At 69.4% G+C, this 6,315-nt stretch carries 6 protein-coding genes; 2 read left to right on the top strand and 4 right to left on the bottom strand.

Going from position 1 to position 6,315, the window contains the following annotated elements:
• Nucleotides 1-14: 14 nt before the first annotated feature.
• The gene (locus NA4_RS28990; protein ID WP_067477019.1) at nt 15-1,040 is read right to left on the bottom strand and encodes an NlpC/P60 family protein; all 1,026 of its coding nucleotides are present in this window, start codon (nt 1,038-1,040) and stop codon (nt 15-17) included.
• A gap of 258 nt (nt 1,041-1,298) precedes the next feature.
• The gene (locus tag NA4_RS28985; RefSeq protein ID WP_067477060.1) at nt 1,299-1,868 is read right to left on the bottom strand and encodes a C40 family peptidase; all 570 of its coding nucleotides are present in this window, start codon (nt 1,866-1,868) and stop codon (nt 1,299-1,301) included.
• Between the two features lie 563 nt (nt 1,869-2,431).
• On the opposite strand from NA4_RS28985, the gene NA4_RS28980 reads away from it, so the two are divergent.
• On the top strand, nt 2,432-4,303 hold the full coding sequence (locus NA4_RS28980) for a DEDD exonuclease domain-containing protein (protein WP_067477057.1): 1,872 nt from the start codon (nt 2,432-2,434) through the stop codon (nt 4,301-4,303).
• 5 nt (nt 4,304-4,308) lie between these two features.
• The gene (locus NA4_RS28975; RefSeq protein WP_067477016.1) at nt 4,309-4,584 is read left to right on the top strand and encodes an Lrp/AsnC family transcriptional regulator; all 276 of its coding nucleotides are present in this window, start codon (nt 4,309-4,311) and stop codon (nt 4,582-4,584) included.
• A 7-nt stretch (nt 4,585-4,591) separates the two neighbouring features.
• Here NA4_RS28975 and NA4_RS28970 read toward each other — a convergent pair whose 3' ends face one another.
• Nucleotides 4,592-4,885 (bottom strand): hypothetical protein, encoded by a 294-nt coding sequence (locus NA4_RS28970; RefSeq protein WP_067477012.1) that lies wholly within the window; start codon nt 4,883-4,885, stop codon nt 4,592-4,594.
• Nucleotides 4,886-5,218: 333 nt separating this feature from the next.
• On the bottom strand, nt 5,219-6,280 hold the full coding sequence (gene trpD / locus NA4_RS28965; RefSeq protein WP_067477009.1) for an anthranilate phosphoribosyltransferase: 1,062 nt from the start codon (nt 6,278-6,280) through the stop codon (nt 5,219-5,221).
• Nucleotides 6,281-6,315 lie beyond the last annotated feature (35 nt).

Below are 6,315 nucleotides of genomic sequence, written 5' to 3'. Positions count from 1 at the left end.
CTCGCTCACGACGCCTAGTATCGCCGAGCCGAGTGGAACGGTGTCGAGCCGAGGGGTGCGACCGCGACGGGGACGCCGAAGGTGGAGGCGTGCAGCATGAGTCCGTTGCCCGCGTAGATGCCGACGTGTGAGGCGTCGGAGTAGAAGAAGACGACGTCGCCGGGCTGCATGTCCTTCTTGGCGACGAGTGTGCCGTAGGCGGCCTGCTGGGAGCTGGTGCGCGGCACGGTCTTGCCGACCTGTTTGAACGCCCACTGGACCAGGCCGGAGCAGTCGAACTGGGACGGGCCGGTGGCGCCCCAGACGTACGGGTCGCCGACGCGGGTGAGCCCGGCGGCCAGGGCGCTGGTGCCGCTGCCGGGGACCAAGCCCTGCAGCAGGGTGTCGCGGTCGTAGCCGGGTGGGAACGGCGAACCCGCCAGCGCCGACTTGTCCGTGGCCGACAGCCCGCTCCATGCCTGCACCACTTCGGCGATGGCGCTGCCCAGGTCGTTGCGCTTCTTGTCCAGATCGCTGCGTACCGCGTCGGCCTTGTCGGCAGCCGCACGGGCAGTGTCGGCGGCGGCGCGGGCCGTCGATTCGGCGGCGGTCGCGGCGTCGGTGGCCTTCTTGTATTTGTCGAGCTGCGCTGAGGTCTGCGCGGTGACCACGTCCAGCGTGGACATCTGGTCGAGCAGTTGCTGCGGTGAGTCGCTGACCAGCACGGCGAACAAGCGGTTGGTGCGTGCGCCCTGGTAGGCGGCGATCGCCGTGCGGTCGATGACCGGCTGGTACCGGCGCACCTCGTCGCGGGCGCGGTCGACCGCGTCCTGGGTGGTCGCGAGTTTGGCTTCGGCGTCGTGTTGGACGACGAGTTTGGCGTCCAGCTCCGTCTCCGCGTCCAGTGCTTGCTGATTGAGCTGTTCGGACTGGCGGGACAGGTCGATCATGCGTTGCACGGCTTCGGAGGCCGTCGCGGGAAGCGCGACCGGGTCGGCTCCGGCGGGACCACCGGCGCAGAGCCCCGTGGTCAGAATCCCGGCTGCGAGCGTCGCTCCCACCAGACGTTTCGTGCGCTGTCTCCGGTGATGTTCAGCCACAGCCCGTGGTGCCCCGTTCTCTCGTGAAGCGATCTCTCGTGAAACCGACGCAGAGGCCTTCGTCGAACCCGGAAGTTTGCCACGTGCGAACCCGGGGTACTCAGCGAAAGGTCTCGGTTAGGTTACGGAACGGCGTGTAGCGATGTCCAGTAGAGAACGAATCGACCACGCCGTCCGCCCTGCGACCGGGCCACTATGTGTGGCCCGGCCAGCGGCGGCTCAGAACCGGCGGGCGCCGGCGATCGGCATCGAGGAGATCGGCGCGACCTGCACGGGAGTGCCGGAGGTGGCGGCGTGCACGATGTTGCCGTCACCGGCGTACAGGCCGGAGTGGCCGCCGCCGTAGAACGAGACCAGGTCGCCCGGCTGGAGGTCGTTCAGCGAGACCGGGCTGCCCGCGGCGAGCTGCGCGCCGCTGGTGCGGGGCAGCTCGAGGCCCGCTTGCCGGTAGGACCACTGCACCAGCCCGGAGCAGTCGAACGCGTTGGGGCCAGCGGCGCCGTAGACGTAGGGGGAGCCCACCTTGCTCAGGGCGGCGTCGAGTGCGATCTCGCCCGTCGGCTTGGGGGCGGCGAAGGGCAGCGGAGCCGGGCCCGGCAGCTCGAGACCGGGGACACCCTGCGGAACCGGGATCTCGTTCGGAACATCGATGGTTCCGATGCCGGGGATGGTCAGCGGCTGGGCCGAAGCGGGGGCGGCCGGCAGCAGGAACGCGCCGAGGGTGGCAGCGCCGACGGCCCCGGCGGCAACAACACGCTGTGCCTGACGCTTGACGGCGTTGGTCGTCATGATGCGGTACTCCTCATCTGCCTCACGACGCCGCACCCGGTGGTGCCGCGGACTTCGTCGTGCTCCGTGAGGTCTCGAAAAGGTTACGAAGACATCACGGTCATTTGTAAAGCCCACGGCATGTGAAATGCCGTTGTCCGCGCAATTTGCGGGCGAACCGGTGTGAGATATGTCCCAGGCAATCACGAAAAGATAACGACGGTGAAATGGCGGACTTCGCGGCCGTGCCGGAGCAGGTGGAGTCCACTGTGCGTCCAACCCCCGTTTGGGGGCATTTCGGCAGGTAGGCCGGGGAAAACTGGCATAGAACCGGGTATGGTGACGCCCGTGCGCGTCGTGCGGAGGGGGCTGGCCGACACGCCCGGGCGTGACCGATCGCGCATTGCCGGACGCGCCTCAATGTTTGATACAGATTTCGCCTATTGTGTGATCTGCGTCTCTTTTGTGCATTTCTAGATCATTTCCCGGGTATCGCCACCGAATTCGCACGGTGTCATTCGGACATTTCGTGCCGTGATCGCATGCCCAGTTTTCTGTCGGACCGTGGTCCTACGCTGCACGCCGTGCCCGACCCAGCGCCGCACGCGACGGCCGCCGAACAACTGGCCTTCGACGAACTCGATACGCCTCTGTACGAGACCACGTTCGTGGTGGTCGACCTGGAGACCACGGGGACCAGCCCGGGCTCCGACGGCATCACCGAGATCGGCGCGGTCAAGGTGCGTGGTGGAGAGGTGCTCGGGGAGTTCGGCACACTGGTCGATCCCGGACGCGAGATACCGCCCGCGGTCGTGCACGTCACGGGGATCACCACCGCGATGGTGTATGGCGCCCCGCGGATCGAGGCGGTGCTGCCCGGCTTCCTGGAATTCGCCGCCGGTGCGGTGCTCGTCGCCCACAACGCCCGGTTCGACATGGCGTTCCTGCGCGCCGCCGCCGCGCAGTGCGAGACCCCGTGGCCCGCGGCGCAGGTGTTGTGCACAGTGAAGCTCGCGCGGCGTGTGCTCGGACGCGACGAAGCGCCCTCGGTACGGCTGAGCGCGCTGGCCCGTTTGCTCGGCGCCACCACCCAGCCGACCCATCGAGCCCTGCAGGACGCGCGTGCGACCGTGGACGTACTGCACGCGCTGATCGGCCGCGTCGGCAACCAAGGCGTGCACAGCCTCACCGAGCTGCTCGACTACCTGCCCGACGTGACGCCCCGGCAGCGTTCCAAGCGTTTCCTCGCCGCGGATCTGCCCGCCGCCCCCGGGGTGTACCTGTTCCGCGGTCCCTCCGGCGAAGTCCTCTATATAGGGACGGCCGTGAACTTGCGCCGCCGCGTCCGCAACTACTTCACCGGTTCGGAGACCAGGGGCCGGATGAAAGAGATGGTGTCCCTGGCGACTCGGGTCGATCACGTGGTGTGCGCGCACGCGCTCGAGGCGGGGGTGCGAGAACTGCGGCTGCTGGTGGCACACACCCCGCCGTACAACCGGCGGTCGAAGTTCCCGAAGCGGGCGTGGTGGCTCACCCTGACCGACGAGCCGTTCCCGCGCTTCTCCGTGGTAAGGGAACCGGCCGGGGATGCGCTCGGGCCGTTCAACTCCCGCAACGACGCCGTGGACCTGGGCGTGATCATCGCGGAGTTCACCGGCTTGCGCACCTGCACCACCCGGCTCCCTCGCGGCGCGGTCCACCGATGCCCGCCCGCGGTCGTCGGCGGCTGCCCGGCGGGCTCGGACGGAAGCTCGCTGAGTACAGCCGACTACGCGTCCGCGCCCGCACTCGTGCGCGCATTGTTCGCCGGAGGCTCCGACGCGCCGCTGCGGGCCATGCTCGACCGAATCGAAACGCACTCGCGCGCCGAGCATTTCGAGGCAGCGGCGCGGTTACGTGACCGTGCTGTCCTGGTGCTGCGCGCGCTGCATCGCACCCAGCGACTCGCCGCGGTGGCGCGAATCGCCGAGCTGATTGCCGCGCACCCGGACGGCAACGGCGGTTGGGAATTCACGGTCATCCGATACGGTCGCCTCGCCGGTTCCGGTACCGCGCCGCGCGGAGTGCCGCCGATGCCGATCGTGGAGCAGATCGTTTCCGCCGCCGAAACCGTTGTCCCCGGCGCGGACGACGCTTCTCCGGTACGACTGCATCTGAACTACGCCCCACCGGCAGGGCCGCGCCTGGACGCGGTGAGGGGGATCGGGCTCAACGCCGACCCGTGGGGGCACACCTGGTCGCCCGCGGACGCTCCGCCGTTGCGTGGCGCCTCGCCCGAGGAAGTCGCTGTGGTGGTGCGCTGGTTGGCGCGGCCGGGGGTGCGGATCGTACGGACGAGCGAGGGGTATCGGGAGCCGATGTACGGCGCGGCGCGGTGGCTGGGCTGGGTCGAGTTGGCCGACGCCGCCGCACGCGCCCAACCGACCGAGCAGGCATACCTGGACCGCTTAGGCTGAGCACCATGATTACCGCGATCGTCTTGATTCACGCCGACAACGCCCGCATCCCGGAGACCGCGCAGGCGGTCGCGGACACCGAGGGCGTCGCCGAGGTGTACTCGTGCGCGGGCGACGTGGACCTGATCGCGATCGTCCGGGTGCGCGATCACGAGCAGATCGCCGAAGTGGTGACCGGCCGGATCGACAAAACGCCCGGTGTAGCGCGCACGACGACACACATCGCGTTCAAGTCGTACTCGAGCGCCGAAGTCGAAGCGGGTTTCTCGCTGGGGGAGTAGCCCCAGCTCAGCCTTCGAAGTCTTCGATATCGACGCTGTAGGCCGGGAGGACGTCGCGCTCGCCGGGCTCGAGTATGTCGACCACATCACCGGAGCATTCGGGAGAGTCGTAGATCCGCACCACGGTGTCGGTGTAGTTGCGCACTTCCACATCGGATCCGTCGCCGACGTGCAGGCAGCCCGTCGCTTCCCGATAGGTCGTGTTGTCGATGATCAGAACTCCCGTGGCCGCCCCCGCGAAAGGCGCGGCGGCGATGCCAGCGGCGGCGAGTACACCGAGCGCCGAAACCGTATATCGCAAGTCTGTGCTCCTCGTCGGTCGAATCGACCGGCGCGGCGCCCGACGAACAGAGCTACGCGCCGGATTGCGGGTGTGACCCTATCCGGCGCACCCACGCTGACCGGCGCGATCGCTCGAGACGGCGTGTTGGAGGCCAGCGCGGCGGAATGGACCCCACGGCCGCCTGGCTCGGCGAACTCGACAGCCGGGTGGCGATGCAGCACCAGCGCACCGGTAAACCACACGGCGTGATCCACGGCGAGCTGCGGCCTCGGTGGGGGAGCTGCCGCAGGCCGGGAGCCACCGCAGGCTGGCAGATACCGCAGGTCGGGGAACAGCGTGCCGCGGTGGGGGTCAGTTGTCGCCGAGCGTCTGCGTCAGCTTCGCCCAGCGATCCAGCAACGCGGCCCCTTTACCGGTGTCGATGGCATCGGCGGCGCGGTCGATGCCCGCGGCCAGCGCGTCGTGCAGGTCGGCATCGGGATCGCCCTCGCCGCGCGACCAGTCGTAGGCCACGATCGCGGCAGCCGAATTGAGCAGCACCGCGTCACGCACCGCCGCGCCGGCGCCGGCGAACACCTCCCGCGCCACGCCCGCGTTGACCTCGGCGTCGCCGCCGCGCAACGCGTCCAGCTGCACGCGCGGGATGCCGATCCGGGTGGGATCGATGGTCGCCTGGCGGGTGCGGCCGCCGGAGACGATCCACGCGGTGGTGGTGTCGGAGGTGGTGATCTCGTCCAGACCGTCGTTGCCGCGCACGACCAGCGCGCTGGCGCCGCGCTCGGCGAATACGCCCGCGATCACCGGCAGCAGATCGGGGAACGCGCACCCGACCAGGCCCGCGCGCGGCTGCGCCGGGTTGGTCAGCGGTCCGAGCACGTTGAAGACGGTGGGAATGCCGATCTGGCTGCGCGCCGCTCCCGCGTACCGCAGCGCCGGATGGAAGACGGGCGCGAAACAGAATCCGATGCCGACCTCCCGCACACAGCGGGCCACCGCCTCGGGACCGAGCACGAGTTTCACGCCCAGCGCCTCCAGCACGTCGGCGCCGCCGCTCTTGGACGACGCTGCCCGGTTGCCGTGCTTGACGACCGGGACGCCCGCGGCGGCCACCACGATCGAGGACATGGTGGAGATGTTCACCGAGCCGGAGCGATCGCCGCCGGTGCCGACGATGTCGACCGCGTCGCCATCGATCGCCACCAGCCGCGCGTGGTCGAGCATGCCCGCGGCCAGACCGGTCAGCTCGGCGGGCGTGGGGCCCTTGATCTTCATGGCGACACCGAACGCGGCGATCTGCGCGGGGGTGGCGTTGTCGGACATGATCTCGTTCATCGCCCACGCCGTGTCGTCCGCCGCCAGGTCGCCACCGTCGGCGAGGGTCCCGAGCACCTGGGGCCAGCTGCGCACGCTCATTCCACACTTCTCCCGTCACACTGGTCTCGCGCACC

Source organism: Nocardia amamiensis NBRC 102102, from assembly GCF_001612745.1.
Taxonomy (GTDB): Bacteria; Actinomycetota; Actinomycetes; order Mycobacteriales; family Mycobacteriaceae; genus Nocardia; species Nocardia amamiensis.
The sequence above is the reverse complement of the archived record's forward strand: the minus strand, read 5'-3'. Positions and strand labels throughout refer to the sequence as shown.